At 74.7% G+C, this 16,023-nt stretch carries 16 protein-coding genes and 1 pseudogene; 13 read left to right on the forward strand and 4 right to left on the reverse strand.

Annotated features, from left to right (window positions below; all coding sequences use genetic code 11):
- The first annotated feature begins 108 nt into the window (after positions 1–108).
- The 3 genes and pseudogenes from ACL02T_RS18410 to ACL02T_RS18420 all read left to right on the forward strand — a co-directional run bounded on the left by ACL02T_RS18410 (position 109) and on the right by ACL02T_RS18420 (position 3,067).
- On the forward strand, positions 109–1,242 hold the full coding sequence (locus ACL02T_RS18410; RefSeq protein WP_412831946.1) for an NAD(P) transhydrogenase subunit alpha: 1,134 nt from the start codon (positions 109–111) through the stop codon (positions 1,240–1,242).
- A pseudogene (locus ACL02T_RS18415) lies at positions 1,242–1,535 on the forward strand (NAD(P) transhydrogenase subunit alpha part 2); the annotation flags it as partial. The gene ACL02T_RS18410 and the pseudogene ACL02T_RS18415, both read left to right, overlap by 1 nt.
- Positions 1,536–1,660: 125 nt before the next feature.
- Positions 1,661–3,067 carry an NAD(P)(+) transhydrogenase (Re/Si-specific) subunit beta gene (locus ACL02T_RS18420; RefSeq protein ID WP_412831947.1) on the forward strand — a complete coding sequence of 469 codons (1,407 nt, stop codon included), beginning with the start codon at positions 1,661–1,663 and terminating at the stop codon, positions 3,065–3,067.
- 90 nt (positions 3,068–3,157) lie between these two features.
- Here the strand turns inward: ACL02T_RS18420 and ACL02T_RS18425 are convergent, their stop codons facing one another.
- On the reverse strand, positions 3,158–4,438 hold the full coding sequence (locus ACL02T_RS18425) for an MFS transporter (protein WP_412831948.1): 1,281 nt from the start codon (positions 4,436–4,438) through the stop codon (positions 3,158–3,160).
- 328 nt (positions 4,439–4,766) lie between these two features.
- Here ACL02T_RS18425 and infA point away from each other — a divergent pair, with 328 nt between their 5' ends.
- The 8 genes from infA to truA all read left to right on the forward strand — a co-directional run bounded on the left by infA (position 4,767) and on the right by truA (position 9,518).
- A complete protein-coding gene (gene infA, locus ACL02T_RS18430) occupies positions 4,767–4,988 on the forward strand; it encodes a translation initiation factor IF-1 (protein ID WP_010228514.1) in 222 nt (73 codons plus the stop codon).
- A 118-nt stretch (positions 4,989–5,106) separates the two neighbouring features.
- Complete coding sequence (gene rpmJ, locus ACL02T_RS18435) at positions 5,107–5,220, forward strand: 50S ribosomal protein L36 (protein WP_119951654.1); 114 nt, start codon at positions 5,107–5,109, stop codon at positions 5,218–5,220.
- 201 nt (positions 5,221–5,421) lie between these two features.
- On the forward strand, positions 5,422–5,802 hold the full coding sequence (rpsM, locus tag ACL02T_RS18440; RefSeq protein ID WP_412831949.1) for a 30S ribosomal protein S13: 381 nt from the start codon (positions 5,422–5,424) through the stop codon (positions 5,800–5,802).
- On the forward strand, positions 5,802–6,209 hold the full coding sequence (rpsK, locus tag ACL02T_RS18445; RefSeq protein ID WP_013677438.1) for a 30S ribosomal protein S11: 408 nt from the start codon (positions 5,802–5,804) through the stop codon (positions 6,207–6,209). Before rpsM ends, rpsK begins: the two co-directional genes overlap by 1 nt.
- A 19-nt stretch (positions 6,210–6,228) precedes the next feature.
- The gene (rpsD, locus tag ACL02T_RS18450) at positions 6,229–6,834 is read left to right on the forward strand and encodes a 30S ribosomal protein S4 (RefSeq protein WP_412831950.1); all 606 of its coding nucleotides are present in this window, start codon (positions 6,229–6,231) and stop codon (positions 6,832–6,834) included.
- Between the two features lie 120 nt (positions 6,835–6,954).
- Entirely contained in the window at positions 6,955–8,004 is a 1,050-nt protein-coding gene (locus ACL02T_RS18455; RefSeq protein ID WP_412831951.1) for a DNA-directed RNA polymerase subunit alpha, read from the forward strand.
- Between the two features lie 2 nt (positions 8,005–8,006).
- On the forward strand, positions 8,007–8,624 hold the full coding sequence (rplQ, locus tag ACL02T_RS18460) for a 50S ribosomal protein L17 (RefSeq protein ID WP_412831952.1): 618 nt from the start codon (positions 8,007–8,009) through the stop codon (positions 8,622–8,624).
- Between the two features lie 84 nt (positions 8,625–8,708).
- Positions 8,709–9,518, forward strand: a complete 810-nt coding sequence (truA, locus tag ACL02T_RS18465; RefSeq protein ID WP_412832027.1) for a tRNA pseudouridine(38-40) synthase TruA — start codon at positions 8,709–8,711, stop codon at positions 9,516–9,518.
- Here the strand turns inward: truA and ACL02T_RS18470 are convergent.
- Positions 9,515–11,401 (reverse strand): hypothetical protein, encoded by a 1,887-nt coding sequence (locus tag ACL02T_RS18470; RefSeq protein ID WP_412831953.1) that lies wholly within the window; start codon positions 11,399–11,401, stop codon positions 9,515–9,517. The two genes, truA and ACL02T_RS18470, sit on opposite strands and share 4 nt — an antisense overlap.
- A gap of 76 nt (positions 11,402–11,477) precedes the next feature.
- On the opposite strand from ACL02T_RS18470, the gene ACL02T_RS18475 reads away from it, so the two are divergent.
- Positions 11,478–11,930 carry a nucleoside deaminase gene (locus ACL02T_RS18475; protein WP_412831954.1) on the forward strand — a complete coding sequence of 151 codons (453 nt, stop codon included), beginning with the start codon at positions 11,478–11,480 and terminating at the stop codon, positions 11,928–11,930.
- Between the two features lie 143 nt (positions 11,931–12,073).
- A complete protein-coding gene (gene eccB, locus ACL02T_RS18480; protein ID WP_412831955.1) occupies positions 12,074–13,432 on the forward strand; it encodes a type VII secretion protein EccB in 1,359 nt (452 codons plus the stop codon).
- A gap of 20 nt (positions 13,433–13,452) precedes the next feature.
- Here eccB and mycP read toward each other — a convergent pair whose 3' ends face one another.
- The gene (gene mycP, locus ACL02T_RS18485; RefSeq protein WP_412831956.1) at positions 13,453–14,628 is read right to left on the reverse strand and encodes a type VII secretion-associated serine protease mycosin; all 1,176 of its coding nucleotides are present in this window, start codon (positions 14,626–14,628) and stop codon (positions 13,453–13,455) included.
- Entirely contained in the window at positions 14,622–15,986 is a 1,365-nt protein-coding gene (gene eccD, locus ACL02T_RS18490; RefSeq protein ID WP_412831957.1) for a type VII secretion integral membrane protein EccD, read from the reverse strand. The genes mycP and eccD overlap by 7 nt, the downstream gene beginning before the upstream one ends.
- Positions 15,987–16,023 lie beyond the last annotated feature (37 nt).

Raw genomic sequence — 16,023 nt, forward strand, 5'->3', positions numbered from 1 at the left:
GTCGGCCGTCGCCGCGGGCGCGACCGGGCCGGGAACCGCCCGGTCGGGGAGGGTCTCGGATCGATCCGGAGAGGACCTTTCGGCGCCCCGCTGGTCTAGGTTCTGCGCATGAGTGCTGATGCCGCAGAGTCGCGGCCCCCGGGAGCGACCGTGGGCGTGCCACGCGAGTCGGGCTCCGGTGAGCGTCGGGTCGCGCTGGTGCCCAAGGCCGTGGAACGCCTCCGGTCGCGGAACGTGTCGGTGGTCGTGGAGCCGGGCTCCGGTGCGGGCGCGCTGATCCCGGACGAGCTCTACGTGGAGGCGGGCGCCACGATCGGCGACCCGTGGTCGTGCGACGTGGTGGTGAAGGTGGCGCCGCCGACCGCGGAGGAGATCGGCCGGCTGCGGTCCGGCTCCACGACGATCGGCTTCCTGGCCCCGCTGACCGCTCCGGAGACGACCCGGGCGCTCCGCGAGGCCGGGGTCACGGCGTTCGCGATGGAGTCGATCCCACGGATCTCGCGGGCGCAGTCGATGGACGCGCTGTCCTCGCAGGCGAACGTGGCCGGGTACAAGGCGGTACTGCTGGCGGCGGAGCGCTCGACCCGCTTCTTCCCGATGCTGACCACGGCGGCGGGCACGGTGAAGCCGGCGACCGCGCTGGTGCTGGGCGTCGGGGTGGCGGGGCTGCAGGCGTTGGCCACGGCGAAGCGCCTCGGCGCGCGCACCACGGGGTACGACGTCCGCCCGGAGGTGGCCGACCAGGTGCGCTCGCTCGGCGCGCAGTGGCTGGACCTCGGGATCGACGCGGCCGGCGAGGGCGGCTACGCCCGCGAGCTGACCGGCGACGAGCGGGCCGAGCAGCAGAAGCGCCTCGAGGAGGCCATCACCGGGTTCGACGTCGTGATCACCACGGCGCTCGTGCCCGGGCGGAAGGCCCCGACCCTCGTCACCGCGAAGGCGGTGGAGGGGATGAAGCCCGGCAGCGTCGTCGTCGACCTGGCCGGGGAGACCGGCGGCAACTGCGAGCTGACCGAGCCGGGCGAGATCGTCGTGCGCCACGACGTCACCGTCGCCTCACCGCTGAACCTGCCCGCCGGGATGCCCGAGCACGCGTCGGAGCTCTACGCCCGCAACGTCTCGGCCCTGCTGGAACTCATGCTCGACGACGCGGGGCGGGTCGCGCCGGACTGGTCGGACGAGGTACTGGCCAAGTCCTGCGTCACGCGCGACGCCGACGAGGACGAGGAGGGGGAGTCCTGATGCAGAGCGGGTCCCTGCTGGCGAACCTCGCGATCCTGGTGCTGGCCGGGTTCGTCGGGTTCGCGGTCATCTCGAAGGTGCCGAACACGCTGCACACGCCGCTGATGTCGGGCACGAACGCGATCCACGGCATCGTGCTGCTCGGCGGGCTGATCGTGCTCGGCGAGCTGGAGAACCCGTCGGTGCTCGACGCCGTCATCCTGGTCGTCGCCATCGCCTTCGGCATGATCAACGTCGTCGGCGGCTTCCTGGTCACCGACCGGATGCTGGGCATGTTCAAGGCGAAGCCCCCCGAGAAGATCAGTGCCGAGAAGATCAGTGCCGAGAAGATCAGTGCCGAGAAGATCAGTGCCGAGAAGATCAGTGCCGAGAAGGTCGGCGCCGAGGAGAAGGCCACGGGCAACGGTCAGGTGAAGCGGTGAACGCTCCCGTGCTCGACGTCGTCGTCCCGCTCCTCTACATCGTGGCCTTCGCCCTGTTCATCTACGGCCTGATGGGCCTGACCGGGCCGAAGACGGCGGTGCGCGGCAACAAGATCGCCGCGGTCGGCATGGTGATCGCGGTCGTCGCGACGCTGCTGCGGGTGGAGCACAACTGGGTGCTGATCGCGGTGGGCCTCGTGGTGGGCGCCGCGCTGGGCGTGCCGTCGGCGCGGCAGGTGAAGATGACGGCGATGCCGCAGATGGTGGCGCTGTTCAACGGCGTCGGCGGCGGGGCGGTCGCGCTGATCGCCTGGTCGGAGTTCCGGGAGACGAGCGGCTTCGTCGACACCGCGGCCTACGTGGTCGTCGCGACGCTGTTCGCCGCGGTCATCGGGTCGGTGTCGTTCTGGGGCTCGCTGATCGCGTTCGGCAAGCTGCAGGAGATCCTGCCGGGCCGGCCGATGGGGCTCGGCAGGGCGCAGCAGGCGGTCAACGCCCTGCTGCTGCTCGCCGCGATCGTGTGCGCGGTGATCGCCGGGCTCGGCGGCGCCCTGTGGGGTGGGGGCGAGCTGTGGATCGTGCTGGTGCTGGTGCTGGCCGCGGTGCTCGGCGTGATGGTGGTGCTGCCCATCGGCGGCGCGGACATGCCCGTGGTCATCTCCCTGCTCAACGCCCTGACGGGGCTCTCGGCCGCGGCCGCCGGTCTCGCGCTGGACAACACCGCGATGATCGTCGCCGGCATGATCGTCGGTGCGTCCGGTTCGATCCTGACCAACCAGATGGCGGTGGCCATGAACCGGACCATCCCGGCCATCGTGGCGGGCGGGTTCGGCGGTGGGGCGGCGGCCGCGTCGGACGACGGCGTCGAGCGGACCGTGAAGTCGACCTCGGCCTCCGACGCGGCGATCCAGATGGCCTACGCGTCGCAGGTGATCGTGGTGCCCGGATACGGGATGGCGGTGGCGCAGGCCCAGCACGCGGTCAAGGACATGGCCAAGCTGCTGGAGGCCAAGGGCGTGGAGGTCAAGTACGCCATCCACCCGGTCGCCGGGCGCATGCCGGGGCACATGAACGTGCTGCTGGCCGAGGCCGACGTGGCCTACGACGCGCTCAAGGAGATGGACGAGATCAACGACGAGTTCGCCCGCACGGACGTCACGCTCGTCATCGGGGCCAACGACGTCACCAACCCGGCGGCGCGCAACGACCCCAGCTCGCCCATCCACGGCATGCCGATCCTCAACGTCGACGAGTCGCGTACCGTCATCGTGCTCAAGCGCTCGATGAACAGCGGCTTCGCCGGCATCGACAACCCGTTGTTCTACGGCGAGCGCACCTCGATGCTCTTCGGGGACGCCAAGAAGTCGGTCATGGAGGTCACCGAGGAGCTCAAGGCACTCTGACGTCGCCGCACGGACGGCACTCTCGTGCGGTAGGTCCGCACGAGAGTGCCGTTCGTGCAGTCGACCGGGTGGCCCGTGTTCGCACGGCCGTCAGGTCCGGGTGGGGTCGAGGGGGTGGGCGAGCTCGTCCCGCGGCAGGCGCCAGAGGACGAGTGCGAGGACCGCCAGGGGCACCGGGGCGAGGCCGGCGATCACGAAGGTCGGCGGGATGCCGATCGTCTCGCCGACGGGCCCGGCCAGCGCCGTGGAGACCGGCATCAGGGCGAGCGACACGAAGAAGTCGAGGCTCGAGACCCGCCCCAGCAGATGCGGCGGGACGCGGCGCTGCAGCAGCGTCCCCCAGATCACCATCGCGCCGCCGTGCGCCGCGCCGACCACGGCGACGATCGCGCCCATGACCCACAGCCGCTCGGCGAACCCGATCGCGGCGAGCGGGACGCCGCCGACGCCCCACAGCAGGATCATGACCGTGAGGTACCGGCGCGGCATCCGCCCCGCCGACGCGATCAGCGACCCGGCCGCGCCGCCCAGCCCGAACGCGGCCAGGACCAGGGCGTACCCGCCCGGCCCGCTCGAAGTCTGGTCGCGGACCGCGAAGGGCAGCAGCACCTCGATCGGGCCGATCACCACCAGCACCAGCAGGACCGCGAACGCCAGGGTGGCGAACAGCCAGCCGGTGCGCAGGAGGTAGCCGAAGCCCTCGCGCAGGTCGGCGAGGACCGAGGTGCGCTCCCGCTCGTCGTCGGCCGCGGGCGGCACGCGCATCGCGAGCAGCGGCAGCAGGGCCAGCGCGTACCCCGCCGCCGCGCCCCCCAGCGCGACACCGGGGCCGAACGCGGCGACCAGCCCGCCGGCGAGGGCGGGCCCCGCGGCGTACATGGCGACCGGCCGCAGGACGCCTTCGAGTCCGTTGGCGGCCAGCAGCTCGTCGGGAGGCAGCAGGGTCGGCAGGATCGCCGAGTACGTCGGGTAGAAGAAGGCCTCGGCCGCGCCGACCGCGAACGCGATGGCCGCCAGGTGCCCGAGCTGCAGGTGGCCGGCGAGTGCCAGCGTCGCCGCCAGACCGGCCATGGCCACCCGGACCGTCTCGACCAGCCGCAGCAGCAGCCGCCGGGAGACCCGGTCGGCCGCCACCCCGCCCAGCAGCACGCTCGCCAGCAGGCCGGTGGCCGCGGCGGCCGACACCAGCGACAGGTCCGACGGCCCGCCCCCCAGGGCGATGACCTGGTAGACGAGTGCGACGATCCACAGGCCGCCGGCGAACAGCGACGCCGCCATCGACACCGCGAGCATCGTGTAGGCGCGGTGCCGGAAGGGCCGCAGCGGCCGCGGGAGGCGGTGCTGCGGGAGGGGTGCCGTGCCGGTGCTCACGCGGCATACTGGAGCACCTGGACCAGGGTGCCGGTCAATCGGATTCCCGCCGCGGCGGCGTGGGCCGGCGAGCGTGGAGCGGACCGTGGGGACCGGGTGGCCCCGCGCGTGTACCCCATGTGCCGGTCCCTGTAAAGCACACGTACACTGGTCACTCGGCGCGCCGTGTGGCGTCGGTTCCGGTCGTGCTCACCCGCACCCTTCGGTCCCGTCCCTGCCCCGTGGTGCGTCCGCAGCACGTGCGCACCACCCCAGCACGACCTGCAGGACAGCACGACCTGCAGCAGCACGACCGAAGCACAGTCACCTGTCACGGAACGCGGAGGACATGGCCAAGAAGGACGGGGCGATCGAGGTCGAGGGCCGGGTCGTCGAACCCCTGCCGAACGCGATGTTCCGCGTGGAGCTGGAGAACGGGCACCGGGTCCTCGCGCACATCAGCGGGAAGATGCGGCAGCACTACATCCGGATCCTCCCCGAGGACCGGGTGGTCGTGGAGCTCTCTCCCTACGACCTCTCCCGCGGCCGCATCGTCTACCGCTACAAGTGAACATCCGGGGGCTCCGCCCCCGGAACCCACCGAGCCGTGGTCCCCACGGCGAGGACGGGCAGGAAATGGAACCCCGCCGGAAGGCTTCGGCCGCCGGCAGACAGCAGAAGGACCGGACGTGAAGGTCAAGCCGAGCGTCAAGCCGATCTGCGACAAGTGCAAGGTGATCCGCCGACACGGGCGGGTCATGGTGATCTGCGACAACCTGCGCCACAAGCAGCGCCAGGGCTGATCACGGCTTGTCGCGGTCGCTCGCGATCGCACAGCTGAACAGAGGAACCCGACGGACCTGCCGCACCACACGAGGTGCGGTGACACCCCCGGCACCGGGCCGGGGCCCCGGGTACGAGGCGGAGGACCTGCTCGCAGGCCCGGCCCGCACCTCGGGGACGGCCGTCGGGAGTACCCGGTACGACAAGGAGACACCAGCCGCATGGCACGACTCTCAGGTGTCGACCTCCCCCGCGACAAGCGGATGGAGATCGCGCTGACCTACATCTACGGGATCGGGCGTTCGCGTTCCCTCGAGATCCTGGCCGCCACGGGCATCAGTCCGGACCTGCGCTCGCGGGACCTGACCGACGAGCAGCTGGCCCAGCTGCGCGAGTACATCGAGAACAGCTTCCGCGTCGAGGGCGACCTGCGCCGTGAGGTGCAGGCCGACATCCGCCGGAAGATCGAGATCGGCTGCTACCAGGGCATCCGGCACCGTCGCGGGCTGCCGGTCCGCGGCCAGCGCACCAAGACCAACGCGCGCAGCCGCAAGGGCCCGAAGAAGACCGTGGCCGGCAAGAAGAAGGCAGGTAAGAAGTAATGCCGCCCCGCACCCGTGGCGCGGCCGGGCCCAAGAAGGTCCGCCGCAAGGAGAAGAAGAACGTCGCGCACGGCCACGCGCACATCAAGAGCACGTTCAACAACACGATCGTGTCCATCACGGACCCGACGGGTGCCGTGATCGCGTGGGCCTCCGCCGGGCACGTGGGCTTCAAGGGCTCGCGCAAGTCCACGCCGTTCGCGGCGCAGATGGCCGCGGAGAACGCCGCCCGCAAGGCGGCCGAGCACGGCATGAAGAAGGTCGACGTCTTCGTGAAGGGCCCGGGGTCGGGCCGCGAGACCGCGATCCGCTCGCTCCAGGCCGCCGGCCTCGAGGTCGGCACCATCTCCGACGTGACCCCCCAGCCGCACAACGGATGCCGCCCGCCCAAGCGGCGCCGGGTCTAAGGGAGAGGAGTAACCGGACATGGCTCGTTACACCGGACCCATGACCCGCAAGTCCCGCCGGCTGAAGGTCGACCTCGTCGGCGGCGACCAGGCGTTCGAACGCCGTCCCTACCCGCCCGGCCAGCACGGCCGGATCCGGATCAAGGAGACGGAGTACCTCCTGCAGATGCAGGAGAAGCAGAAGGCGCGCTTCGCCTACGGCGTGCTGGAGAAGCAGTTCCGGTCGTACTACGAGGAGGCGCACCGTCGTCCCGGCAAGACCGGTGACGAGCTGCTCCGCATCCTCGAGTCGCGGCTGGACAACGTCGTCTACCGGGCGGGCCTGGCCCGCACCCGGCGGATGGCCCGGCAGCTGGTGAACCACGGGCACTTCCTGGTCAACGGCCAGAAGGTGAACATCCCCAGCTTCCGCGTCTCGCAGTACGACATCATCGACGTCAAGCCGAAGAGCATGAGCCTCGACCCGTTCGTCATCGCCAAGGAGACCCAGGGCGACCGCCCGGTTCCGGCGTGGCTGCAGGTCGTCCCGTCGACCCTGCGCATCCTGGTGCACCAGCTCCCGGAGCGGGCGCAGATCGACACGCAGGTCACCGAGCAGCTGATCGTCGAGCTCTACTCGAAGTAAGGCTGTTCCACCGGGGCCGTGCCGAACCCGGCACGGCGCCGGTCCCCTCGTCCTGCAGTGGGGCGGGGGGCTCACTGCGACATCAAATAGTGGTTGTCGCGGCACACGAAGGAGAATGCAGTGCTGATCTCTCAGCGCCCCGCCCTGACCGAGGACTCGGTCACCGAGACCCGGTCGCGGTTCGTCATCGAGCCGCTCGAGCCGGGCTTCGGCTACACGCTGGGCAACTCGCTCCGGCGCACCCTGCTGTCCTCCATCCCGGGGGCGGCCGTGACCAGCATCCGCATCGACGGCGTGCTGCACGAGTTCACCACCGTCCCGGGGGTGAAGGAGGACGTCACCGACATCATCCTCAACCTCAAGGAGCTGGTCGTCAGCTCCGAGGAGGACGAGCCGGTGACGATGTACCTGCGCAAGCAGGGCCCGGGCGCGGTCACCGCGGGGGACATCGTCCCGCCGGCCGGGGTCACCGTGCACAACCCGGACCTGCATATCGCCACGCTCAACGACAAGGGCCGGCTCGAGGTCGAGCTCGTCGTCGAGCGGGGCCGCGGCTACGTGCCGGCGATGCAGAACAAGGCCACCGGCGCCGAGATCGGCCGGATCCCGGTCGACTCGATCTACTCGCCGGTCCTCAAGGTGACCTACAAGGTCGAGGCCACCCGTGTCGAGCAGCGCACGGACTTCGACAAGCTCGTGCTGGACGTCGAGACCAAGCCGAGCATCGGTCCGCGGGACGCCCTGGCGTCGGCGGGCAAGACCCTCGTCGAGCTGTTCGGGCTCGCCCGCGAGCTCAACGTCGACGCCGAGGGCATCGAGATCGGTCCGTCGCCGCAGGAGGCGGACACCATCGCGGCCTTCGCGATGCCGATCGAGGAGCTCGACCTCACCGTCCGCTCCTACAACTGCCTCAAGCGCGAGGGCATCCACACCGTGGGTGAGCTCGTCGGGCGCAGCGAGGCGGACCTGCTGGACATCCGCAACTTCGGCGCGAAGTCGATCGACGAGGTCAAGATGAAGCTCGTCGGCCTCGGCCTCGCGCTCAAGGACAGCCCGCCCGGGTTCGACCCGTCTGCGGCTGCCTCGGACTACGGGACCGACACCGGCGGCTACGACGCCGACCCGTTCTCCGACGACGGCCAGGACTACGCAGAAACGGAGCAGTTGTAGCCATGCCTCAGCCCACCAAGGGCCCCCGCCTCGGCGGTTCGCCCGCTCACCAGCGGCTGATCCTGGCCAACCTGGCGACCGCGCTGTTCCAGCACGGCCGGATCACCACGACGGAGGCCAAGGCCCGCCGGCTGCGGCCCTACGCCGAGCGGCTGATCACCAAGGCCAAGCGGGGCGACCTGCACAACCGCCGCGAGATCCTCAAGGTCATCCGCGACAAGGGCGTGGTCCACCGCCTCATCGAGGAGATCGGGCCGTTCTACGCGGACCGCAACGGTGGCTACACCCGGATCACCAAGACGCTGCCGCGCAAGGGCGACAACGCCCCCATGGCCGTGATCGAGCTGATCCAGCAGAAGACCGTCACCGACGAGGCCAACCGGGCCCGCCGCGCTGCCGCCTCCCAGGAGGCGCGCACGGAGGAGCCGGCCGAGGCGCCCGCCTCGGACGAGGCCGTCTCCGAGGAGACGGTGGCCGCCGCGGGCCAGCCGCAGCCGACCGACACCGAGGCCATCGAGGAGGCCGAGGCGGCGACCGCCCCGGCCGCCGACGCCGAGGAGTCCGCGAAGGCCGAGGAGCAGGCCGACGCCGCGGCCGACAAGGGCACCGAGAAGGCCTGACCAGGATCTTCCCGCGTGACCGCGCAGTACCCGAGCGAGCCCGCCACCGGCACCGGTGGCGGGCTCGCCCCCTCTCCGGCGCAGGTGCGCACTCGACTCGACGTCACCTACGACGGCACCGACTTCTCCGGCTGGGCCGTGCAGCCGACCCGCCGCACGGTGTGCGGCGTGCTCACGGACGCCCTGGCCCGCATCCTGCGCACCGAGGTCCGGCTGACGGTGGCCGGCCGCACCGACGCCGGGGTGCACGCCACCGGCCAGGTCGCGCACGCCGACCTGCCCGCGGACGTCGACCCGGCGCGGCTGGTCCGCCGCCTCGCCCGGTTCCTGCCGCCGGACGTCCGGGTCCGGGCCGTCACGCCCGTGCCCGCCGCGTTCGACGCCCGGTTCTCGGCCCTGCGCCGGCACTACGTCTACCGCGTCGCGACCGCCCCGTTCGGGGCCGAGCCGCTGCGCGCCCGGGACACCCTGTCGTGGCCGCACCCGATCGACCTCGACGCCGTCAACGCCGCTTCGGAGCGGCTGCTCGGCGAGCACGACTTCGCCGCGTTCTGCAAGCGCCGCGAGGGCGCGACGACCGTGCGCGCGCTCGAGCGGTTCGCGTGGACCCGCGCGAACGACGGGGTGGTCTCGGCGGCGGTGTCGGCCGACGCCTTCTGCCACTCCATGGTCCGCAGCCTCGTCGGCGCGTTGCTCGACGTCGGGCGCGGCCGTCGGGGGACCGACTGGCCCGCCGCGCTGCTCACCCTGGGGGAGCGGCAGGGCGTCGCGGTCGCCCCCGCCCACGGGCTCACCCTCGTCGGCGTCGACTACCCGGCCGACGCCGAGCTCGCCGCGCGGGCCGAGGCCACCCGGAACCTCCGGGCGCCGGCGGGCCCCGGTGGGGAGGCTTAGCGCCCGCGGAGCTCCCTGACGTTCACCACCAGCAGGACCAGCGCCGCCAGGGCCAGCGATCCGGCCAGCACGATCTTCCAGCCGGAGAGCAGCGCGACCACCCCTCCGGTGACCACGAGCGCGGTGATCGCGAGCCCTGCCAGGCTGGCCGCGAACTCGACGGACCGGCGCCGGGCCACCGCCTCCACCACGGCGAACAGCACGAGGCCGACGGCGAACCACAGCAGCGTCGACAGGTGCGGCCAGAACAGCAGCGCGCCGAGGCCGCCGATCAGCACCGGGATCGACAGCGCCGCCCACACCCGCAGGAACCGGGACCGGAAGTCGGCGTGGACCACGGAGGGCAGGTGCGGATGGCGCAGGTGGGCGTCGGGCGGGCCGGGCGGGCGCGGCCCGGCCAGCCGGTCGGCCTGGACGTCGATCTCCTCCCGCAGCCGGACCTGCTCGGCCACCAGCCCCGCCAGGTGGTCCTCCCGCCGCCGCAGCTCCTCCAGGTGGGCCGGACGGCCGGGCGCGGCGTCGGAGTGGGCGGCGAGGAACCGCAGCTCCGCGTGCAGGCCGCGGACGCCGACCCGTTCGGTCTCGATCTCGGACTCCAGCTCGTCGATCCGGGCCTGCAGGACCTTCATCCGTTCCTGCAGCGCCGCGGCCTCCTCCTCGGCCGTGGCGGCCACCTTGTCCAGGCCCGCCCAGCCGAGGGGGTCCGCCCACGAGCGACGCACCGTCCCGTCGCGTTCGTAGCGGGGCCCGGCGGGCGCGCGCTCCCCGCCGAACGAGTCGCGGGTGTCGAGCCCCCACAGGCCGCGGAAGTCGCGGATCCAGCCGGTGCCGTCGTCGACCGGCACGGCGGTCCACGAGCGCCCGCCGGGGCCGAGCCGGACGCCGTCGCCGCGGGCGTAGTCGATGAACGGGACGTCGAAGCCGCCGGTCGCGGGCTCGGGCGCGAAGGGCATCAGCCAGCGCCGCACCCGTTGGATCGTGCGCAGCACCGCGCGCAGCGCCGGGAGGCCGACGTTGACCACGTAGTCCCCGGCGACGAAGGCGTGCGAGTGCGATCCCGCGCCGGGGTAGAGCACCGGGTGCGTGCCGTCCCGGTCGAGCAGCGGGTCGTCCCAGCGGCGACGCAGGTCGTCGCCGTGGTCGTCGTGGGTGGAGGCGGCGACCCAGGCGGGGGCGAGCCCACCCGCGCCGTCCGGCACGAGGTAGACGGCGACGGTCTCCCAGTCGGCCTCGTGGTCGTTGACGCCGTGGAAGGTGGAGCGCCAGTCGTTGAAGGCGTAGAAGAACCAGTACTGCAGCACGGTGTAGCCCGCGGTGCGGACGACACGTCCGTAGTAGGTCGCGCCGGTCAGCTCGCGGGTGCGCTGGTGGGCGGCCGCGACGAGGCCGTTGGGCACCTTGCCCCGGACCAGCAGGGACAGCCGCAGCACGACGTCGATCAGCCGGGCGATCACGCCCACCGCGGCGAACCGGCCGATCCCGTCCAACCGCGGGCGCTCGGTGCGGCGCCACCGCCGGACCTCGCGGGCACCGAGGGTCTCCTGCACGAAGCGCAGGTGCAGGCGCCGCTCGCGGTAGCGGCGGCCCGCCTCGCCCAGGCCCTCGAGGGTGAGCTCCCCGGCGGGGACGAGCGGCTCACCCGGGCGCTTCCGGTCGTCCTGCGGCTCCTCCCAGAGGCTGCAGCGCCGGACGTAGTCGCCCACCGCCACCGGCAGGAACAGCTCCCCGTTCGAGTAGCGCAGGACGGGCTCGTAGCGCCGCAGCAGCGCCAGGTCGTCGGCCGGGCTGTCGATCGCGGCGCCGAGGGTGCCGTCGACCGGGCCGGGGGCGGCGCCGCGGGGGTCGCCGGAGGACGCGCCGGGGTTCTCCGGGGGCGTGTCCACGTGCCCCACCCTAATCAGCGGGACGGGGGGTCTCGTCACGATCGCCGGGGCCCGGGAACGTCCGTAGGCTGACGCCGTGACCCTCGATGCCGTCGCCGCCCTGGAGATCGCCCTCGAGGAGGCCCGGGCCGGGCTGGCGTCGGGCGGCATCCCGATCGGCGCGGCGCTGCTCGGCCCCGGCGGCGAGGTGCTCGGCCGCGGGCACAACCGCCGGGTGCAGGACGACGACCCCTCGGTGCACGGTGAGACGGCCGCCTTCCGCGCCGCCGGCCGGCAGCGGGACTACCGGCGCACCACCATGGTGACCACCCTCTCGCCGTGCTGGTACTGCAGCGGACTGATCCGCCAGTTCGGCATCGGCGCGGTGGTCATCGGCGAGAGCCGGACCTTCACCGGCGGCCACGACTGGCTCGCCGGGCACGGGGTCCGGGTGACCCTGCTCGACGACGAGCGCTGCGTCCGGCTCATGGAGGAGTTCATCGCCGCCCGACCCGACCTGTGGAACGAGGACATCGGGGTGGCGGAGTAGCCCGCGCCGCGCCCCGTCCCCCGGGCTCCCGCGGGTCGGGGGTTCCGGTGGCGCGAGTCGGGGGTTCCGGGGCCGCGAGTTCCGGGGCCGCGAGTTCTCCCGTTCCGCCCCGGGCGGGCCGGTCGCGGGGCTAGCGTCCGGGCGTGCCGTTCCCGGTCCTGCCGCCCGCGACCCGCGACCAGGCCGACGCCCACCGCTACGGGCTGCGGCGCCTGGAGGCGGCGCTCGTGCGGGCCGATCCGGTACCGCTGCACGAGCAGTTGCGCGCGCAGCGCCGGGCGACGTTCGTCGGTGTCGTCCTCGCCCTGATCGGGCTGGGGGCCGCGGCGGTGCAGGCGGCGCTCGCGCCGCGGCCGGACTGGGCCCGGCAGGCACTGGTGGTGGGCACGCCGTCGGGGGCGGTGTACGCGGTGGCGCACGCGCCGGACCGGCTCGTCCCGGTGCCCGACGCCGTCGCCGGGCGACTCGTGCTGGCCGCCCTCGGGCTGCCGCCGGGCGACCCGCGGATGGTGCCGGACGCGGATCTCGCCGGTGCCGCACGCACGGCACCGGCTGTGGTGCCCGGGGCCGTGGGGGTGGCGCTCGGCGGGCCCGCGGTGCCCGAGCGGTGGGCGGTGTGCGACGGCCCGGACCGGGCCGACGGCCCCGGCGGCCTCCCCGGTCCGACGGTGCTGGTGGGGACGGTGGCGGCCGACGCGGCACCCGCGCCGGCACTGTTCGTCGAGGCCCCCGGCGGCGAGCGCTTCGCGGTGCTCGACGGGGTCCGGCACGCGGTGGGCACCGATCCCGCGGTGGCCGCGGGGCTCGGCCTCGCCGGTGTCAGGCCCAGGAGGGTGGACGCGCCGACGCTGTCCGCGATCCCGGAGGGACCGGCGCTGGCACCACCGGTCCTGCCCGACGGGCCCGGCCCTCGCGGTGTGCCCGGCCGACCCGGCGACGTCCTCACGACCACCGGGCTCGACGGCGAGCGCACCCACTTCGCGATCGTGCCGGGCGCGATCCAGGAGGTGCCGGCGACCCTCGCCGAGGTGCTGCGCGCACAGGGCGGCCGCGGCCCGCGCGAGGTCGCGCCGGCGGTCGTCGCCGAGGCCCCGCGGCTCCCCACCCTGCCGACCGCCGGGTGGCCGGAGCGGACGCCCGCGTGGTCGTCGGACGGAGGTGTCCTGTGCGCGACGACGGTCGGGGGCAGGGCCGGCGTGACCGTGACGGCGGAACTCCCCGCGGTTCCCGAGGGGGTGCGGGTGCCGCTCACCGGCGGCGACGCGGCCGCGGCCGTGCTGCTCGGCGGCGGGCCGGTGCGCGCGGTGTCGCCGACCGGGGGCGGGACGGTCTGGCTGGTGTCGGCGAGCGGGGTCGTCCACGGCGTCGCGGACGCCGGGACCGCCGCCGCGCTCGGCCTGCCGCCCGCACTCCCGGCCGCGCCCGAGGCCGCACTGCGGCTCCTCCCGCAGGGTGACCGCCTCGACCTCGCGGCCGCCCGCCGCGCGGTCGGGTCACCGTAGGTCCGGGTCGGTCGGGGCGGTCAGGGACGCAGCCGGCGGGCCAGCAGGGGAGAGGCGGCCGCGAGGGCGCACAGCGCGGTGACCGCGGCGACCGGCAGCCATGCCGGGGTCCGGGGCGACGGCGGGCCGGCGGCGACCACGGCCGGTGCGGGCCGCGGCGGATCGGGCGAGCTCAGCGCGGTCAGGGCCGCGAGCGGGTCGACCGCGCCGGCGCCGAGCGCGTCGGAGCGGCCGCCCGGGACCCGCCGGGCCGTGGTGACCAGGCGCTCGGCGACGCCGGCCGCGTCGAGCTCGGGGAAGCGCTGGCGGACCACTGCGGCCGCGCCGGCGACGATCGGCACCGCGAGGCTCGTGCCCTGCAGGTCCGGGCCGGTCAGTCCCGCTCCGGGGGCGAGCGAGCGCAGGCCGGTCCCGCGGGCGGAGAGATCCACCCACGGGCCGTGCACGGTGAACGGGGCCGGGGTGTCGTCGGCGGTGGTGGCGGCCACGGCGAGCACACCGTCGTCGAGCACCCCCGGGCCGCCGGGATAGCCCGCGGCGGCGGGGAGCGGCACCTCGCCCGGGGCGCCGGTGCAGCCTCCGGAGCCGACGTTGCCGGCGGCCGCGACCACCAGCACGTCCGCGAGCCGCGCCGCCTGCAGGGCGGCTCGCAGCGGCCGCCCGACGACCTCGGCGCGGGCGGCGTCGAGGCAGACCGCCTCGCTGATCGTCACGACCGAGGCGCCGAGACCGACCGCACGCAGCACCGCTCCCGCCAGCGACGCGGTGTCGCCCGCGGGCCGCCTGCCCCCGTCCGCCGTCGTCACCGTGAACGACGGGCTGGCCTGCCGGATCGCGACGACCTCGACCCCGGGCGCGACGCCGACGACGTCGTCGTCCGGGCCCGGCGCCGCGGCGAGCAGCCCGGCCACCGCGGTGCCGTGGCCGTCGCAGTCGGTGAGGCCGTCGCCGCCGGTCAGGTAGTCGCCGCCGCCGGTGAGCCGCGGCAGGCGCGGGTGCGGCGAGACACCGGTGTCGATCACCGCGACCCGGACGCCGGTGCCGTCCGCCAGCGCGTGCACCCCGGCGAGCGGTAGCCCGCCGCCCCGCCCGGTGCCGCCCGCGTCGACGCACTCGGTCACCTGGCTCAGCCCGCCCTCCGGCCCGGGCGCCAGCGCGATCAGCAGCGCCGTGACGGGGACGAGCGCGCTCACCATCCGCGGACCAGCGCGAACAGGTCGAGCGCGGCCACCGCGAGCGGGACGCACAGGGCGGTCAGGACGAGTTCGGCGAGGTCGAGGGTGCGCCGGCCCACCGGCCCGCAGCGGCGCGGACGGCTCTGCGGCCCGAGCACCGTGAGCACGGCGCCGAGGACCGTGGCCGCGGCCAGGAGCCGCAGTGGTGCCGGGGCGGCGAGGGTCCCCGCCAGCGTCGCGGCCGCTCCGCCGAGGAGCCCCGCCACCTGCAGGGCGCGGGCGGGCAGTGGTTCGGCGAAGCCCCGGGCGCGCAGCAGGAGCACGACGCACACGGCGGCCGCCAGCAGCCGCCCCCACCAGCCGGGGCCGGTCGCGGCGAGCACCGCGCCGGACGCGGTCACGACGGCCGTGCCGAGAACCAGACCGGCGAGGTGCCGGCGGGCGAGAGCGGCGTCCGTGGTCGGGTGGCAGGTGGGCCCGGCGGAAAGGACGACCGGCTCCGGAGGCCGCGCAGCGGGCCCGCCGGGTGCGGGCACGTCGACCTCCGGTGCGGGCAGCGCGGCGAGCCGCAGCGCCAGCCGGGGCAGTGCGGGCCCGGCGAGCAGCCCGGCGGCGGCACACGCCGCACCCGCGGCCGCCGGTGTGCCCCCGGTGAGCAGCAGGGCGGCACAACCCGACGTCGTCGTCCCGACGAGAAGGGCGGCGACGAGGGGAGGTGCGACGACCCGCACGACGGCTTGCGCCGCAGCCGCCGCCAGGGCGAGCAGCAGCCCCGCGCCCAGGGCCGCCGCGGTGGGCGAGCCGGGGACCAGCAGCCACCCCGCCGCGGCCGCCGCCGGCAGGGCGCAGAGGGCCGGCAGGAGGCCCCGGGGTCGACCCGGCCCACCCACCCGCGCCAGCACCAGCGCCCCCGCCGCCGCCCCGAGCCCGGCGAGCACCGCGGCCCCGGCGACGAGCGGCCCGCTCCCGCGCACGGCCGCGAGCAGCCCGGACGCGGCCGTCGTCGCGGCGAGGACGGCGAGGGGGAGCGCCCCGTCGCCGGCAGGATCGTCCCCGCCGCGGGCTCCGGCCTCGACGGCGGCGGCGAGGGCCTCCGGCAGGTCGTCCCATCGCGGGGGCGCGGGTGGGGCGAGCGCCGGACCGATCCGCAGCAGCTCGCCGTCGTGCACCCCGAGCTGGGCGAGCGTGGCGCCCGGCGGGAGCGGCGCCCCGGCCGGCCCGTCGAGCCGCCAGGGCGCCGGGGCCCGGCCGGCCGGCACGGGTTCGCCCAGCAGCTCCCGCAGCATCGGCACGAGCTCGGCCACGGCGAGGTCCGCGGGCAGCGCGACATCGAGCCGGCGGTCCGGGGCCAGCACCGTCACCCGGCGGTAGGCGTCCACGCACGACCTCCCAGGACTCGGACACGAGCGGCCGCGG

It is taken from the genome of Pseudonocardia oceanicola, from assembly GCF_047200735.1.
Lineage (GTDB): Bacteria > Actinomycetota > Actinomycetes > Mycobacteriales > Pseudonocardiaceae > Pseudonocardia.

Bases quoted from the DNA above. Each gene is read 5' to 3' on its own strand.
- infA (WP_010228514.1), top strand. From the start codon at position 4,767: ATGGCCAAGAAGGACGGGGCGATCGAGGTCGAGGGCCGGGTCGTCGAA.
- rpsM (WP_412831949.1), top strand. From the start codon at position 5,422: ATGGCACGACTCTCAGGTGTCGACCTCCCCCGCGACAAGCGGATGGAG.
- rplQ (WP_412831952.1), top strand. From the start codon at position 8,007: ATGCCTCAGCCCACCAAGGGCCCCCGCCTCGGCGGTTCGCCCGCTCAC.
- ACL02T_RS18410 (WP_412831946.1), top strand. From the start codon at position 109: ATGAGTGCTGATGCCGCAGAGTCGCGGCCCCCGGGAGCGACCGTGGGC.
- rpsK (WP_013677438.1), top strand. From the start codon at position 5,802: ATGCCGCCCCGCACCCGTGGCGCGGCCGGGCCCAAGAAGGTCCGCCGC.
- rpsD (WP_412831950.1), top strand. From the start codon at position 6,229: ATGGCTCGTTACACCGGACCCATGACCCGCAAGTCCCGCCGGCTGAAG.
- mycP (WP_412831956.1), bottom strand. From the start codon at position 14,628: ATGGTGAGCGCGCTCGTCCCCGTCACGGCGCTGCTGATCGCGCTGGCG.